Source organism: Bartonella sp. TT119HLJHH (assembly GCF_042193385.1).
Lineage (GTDB): Bacteria > Pseudomonadota > Alphaproteobacteria > Rhizobiales > Rhizobiaceae > Bartonella.
This window is the reverse complement of record NZ_JBHILS010000049.1, coordinates 1-3421: the sequence shown is the minus strand read 5'-3', so window position 1 is coordinate 3421 and position 3421 is coordinate 1. Positions and strand designations below refer to the sequence as shown.

Below are 3421 nucleotides of genomic sequence, written 5' to 3'. Positions count from 1 at the left end.
TTGGAAAAAACGATCATCAACAATTTCCGCCCTTGGGCCAATGATGAAAACCTTACTGGTCAACATGTCATTGCTATCACCCGCTCTTTGACCAGCTTTCTTGATGATATGATTGCGCGTGGTGCGCTTTTGGGTGGCCGTGTTTGGTTTGACCGCGATTTAAATTCCAACAGCACTTTACAATTGGGAAAATTGCGGGTCGAATTTGATGCAGAAGAAGTGCCACCTTTAGAAGATTTGAGTTTCGGCAGCCGGCGCAATAGCGCTTATTTTGATCGGCTGGCGCAAGATATCCAAAAGAAAATGACTTATCAATTTGGCGATACGCTTGAAACTTATCGCAAAGCAGCAAGGAGTTAAAGCATGACTTTACGCATTGTACGCGGTTTTACGCTGATTGTTGATGATGATGTGAATCTTCACCTTGATCTTGAAACCCTCAAATTACCTACGTTGGAAGAAATCACTGAAACCTATCAACCAGGGGGCTCTGATATGCAGATTGATGTGAGCGGTCTTGGTGTCAAAGCCCTTGGCTTGCAAATGAAAATCCGCAGCCATACCCCTGAGGTCATCGGTATTTTTGGTGGTCCTCCTGGGCTTCGTCATAAATTCACAGGCAAAAAACATGTGATCTCTGAAGAAGATGGGCGTGAGCATGAACATTCCATTGATGTGACAGGGCGGTTGGTCAAAGTTGATAGCGAAGGCTTAACGGCTGGAAAAGCGACAGGCTATGATTGCGAGATCAAAAATATTTGGGACTATACGGAATTTTGGGATGGTTCTGTTTTGCACCGCTTTTCTTTTAAACGGGGCGGCTGGCTTGTCCGCAATGGGCAAGAGATCGGTTCTCGCCGCCGCTCTATTCTCAATTTATAGGAATTGATCATGACAAGTTTACAAACCAGCATTGACGTGGAATTGCAGGTTCCGCTTCCTTATCAAGATAAAGGTGGCAAAGAATCTCTCTGCAAGAAACTGACCTTTTATCGCCCCACTTTTAAGCATGCCAAGCAATTAGCGGTGCTCATTGGACCACAATTGACAGAGCTGCTGCTTCCTGAGTTTGGAGAGCAAAAAACAACTTTGAGCAATGATGTGCTTATCACGAAGCTTTCTCAAGTTTTGTTCACAAGTGAGGCAACAGAAGGCATCACAGCACTTTTGGCTGATATGTCACATGAATCTATTGAATTGATTGATCGAGTTGATGTGATGGATATTGTCGCAATATTGAAGGCTTTTTTTGCTTTTTTTACGCAACGCCAATCCTCTCTGCCAGACAATTTGGGGCAGAACTAGCCCTTTATTATCACTGGGCGCCTTCAGAAATTAACCAGATGGATTGGCTGGATGTGATTGCTTATCGAGAAGAACTCGCGCGCCTGAAAGCTCAAGAATATGAAAGCCATAAGTTAGGATAAGAGACGATCATGGATGTTTCTCTTGTTGTGCGTTTTGTCAATCATCTGCAAGAGGGGATCGCTTCTGCCAAGCGAGATCTTGCAGCCTTTAGTAGCGATATTGCGCATTTCCAAAACAAGACAAGGCAGCATTTTAAAGGGTGGTTTGACTCGGAGCATCTGAGGGAAGCAACAGCCAATGCGGAAAATGCTTTTATCCAAGCGCGGGGGCGCATGGTGGGTGCCATTGCGCAAACAGCAACCTTAATTGCACCGCTCTATAAAGCCATGCAATTTGATCAATCGATGAAGGGATTAGAAAAGGTTCTCGATGCCCCCCTTGATCGCTTAAAGGAATTGCGCCGTTTTGCGCTTGAAACCTCCACCAAGATTCCGTTAGCGGCGCGTGAAGTCTTAGAATTGATGACCAGTGCCAGCCAAGCAGGGATTGGCGAACAAGATCTGGAAGCTTTTAGCATTTATGCTGCCAAAGCGGCTGTTGCTTTTGATATGACGGGAGATCAGATTGGGGAGCGCTTTGCCAAATTGCGCAATGTCTTTAAGCTTAATCAGGCAGGCATTGAAGATCTAGGCGATGCTATCAATCATCTCTCTAATCACATGGCGGCAAAGGCAAGTGAGGTGTCTGATTTTACCAATCGTGCCACCGGTGCGGCAACCATGTTTAAGCTCACCGCGCGCGAAACTGCGGCATTTGGTACAGCGATGATTTCTGCTGGTATTGTTCCTGAGAGTGCCGCGCGTGGTTTTAATGCCATGAGTGCCCGTATTCAGGCAGGAGGCAAACATATTGAAGATGCTTTTGCCAATATCGGGCTTTCTCGCGAAAAATTCATGCAAGATCTGGACAAAGATGCCACCGGTACCTTGGTACGCTTTTTTGATGTTTTAGCGAAATCCGAACAGGGGATGCGCTCGCTGATTGCCATTGCTGGGCGCGATTTTACTGGTGATTTTGCCAAATTGGTGGGCAATCCCGAATTGTTAGGGCAAGCTTTAGATTATGTGAAAGATCCACAAGTCTTTAAAGGTTCGGTAGAACAAGAAGCAGACAAACAAGCAACCGGTGCCATGCGGCAATTTGAACTCTTACAAAACCGTATTGTGGCTCTGGGGATTAGCATTGGTGAAGTGCTTCTGCCTCCTCTCAACAGTCTCATGGAAACTGTTGGTAATTTTACTAATGGGCTTATGGCGTGGGCGAATGCGCACCCAACTTTAACAAGCGCCATTATCAAAACCATTGCCGCTCTGATGGCTTTTAATATTGCTCTGCGCGTGTTGCGCTTTACCATGGCTGGCACACGTCTTGGGCTTCTTCAATTGATGGGCTCTTTTATCAAGATGGGTGCTGTTAGTCGTGGTGTTGCTGCAAGCTGGCGGGGCTTAGCAGCCGCAGGGCGCTCGCTGGGTTTAATAGCAGCAAGCTTTGGTGGAAGTGCGCTGCGTCTTCTTCGCCCCATAACTTTACTGGTAGGGGCTTTACGGGGGATTGCTGTCTCAGGAAGTGCATTTGCTGCCTCTTTTGGTTGGATCGGGACAGTGATCGAAGTGGTTGGAGCTGGTATTGCCTCTGTTGTGGGGGGTATTTTTACCCCGATCGGGGCGGTCATTGCTGCTGTTGTGGCGGTCATATTGGCTGCTGGTTTTGCTTTGTGGAAATATTGGGATCGTTTTTCTTCATTTGTCAAAGGTTTTGCACGGGGGGTATCTCGGGCTTTTGGGCGTGCCTTTGAAGCCGTCATGCGCTTTTTTGGTGCCGATACCACCACCATAACCAAATGGAAAAATATCATTGCTGCTGCGTTTGATTTCTCTCAAACTTGGCAAAAGTTTAAACAAGGACTTTCCTCTGTTGCCGAGTGGTTTGGCAATTTGTGGGAGGGCGTTAAACAAAGCTTTTCCAACTTTTGGCAATGGTTGAAGAGTTTTTTTACACAGGAAAAGCTCTCGGAGAGTGCCAAGGCTGGTATGGAACAAGCGGGCGAAGATCT

The 3421-nt window shown here is 46.7% G+C and carries 3 protein-coding genes and 1 pseudogene; all 4 read left to right on the top strand.

Features of this window, described 5'->3' with window-relative positions:
• Window positions 1-360: pseudogene (locus tag ACFIJL_RS08865) on the top strand (phage tail protein); the annotation flags it as partial.
• A 3-nt stretch (window positions 361-363) separates the two neighbouring features.
• Window positions 364-882, top strand: a complete 519-nt coding sequence (locus tag ACFIJL_RS08860) for a phage major tail tube protein (RefSeq protein ID WP_375612336.1) — start codon at window positions 364-366, stop codon at window positions 880-882.
• A 9-nt stretch (window positions 883-891) separates the two neighbouring features.
• On the top strand, window positions 892-1305 hold the full coding sequence (locus ACFIJL_RS08855) for a hypothetical protein (RefSeq protein ID WP_273790101.1): 414 nt from the start codon (window positions 892-894) through the stop codon (window positions 1303-1305).
• A gap of 131 nt (window positions 1306-1436) precedes the next feature.
• Window positions 1437-3421 (top strand): phage tail tape measure protein (locus tag ACFIJL_RS08850; protein ID WP_375624297.1); only part of this gene is annotated, 1985 nt, incomplete at its 3' end.

Coding starts and splice junctions, on each gene's coding strand:
- ACFIJL_RS08860 (WP_375612336.1), top strand. CDS start 364: ATGACTTTACGCATTGTACGCGGTTTTACGCTGATTGTTGATGATGAT.
- ACFIJL_RS08855 (WP_273790101.1), top strand. CDS start 892: ATGACAAGTTTACAAACCAGCATTGACGTGGAATTGCAGGTTCCGCTT.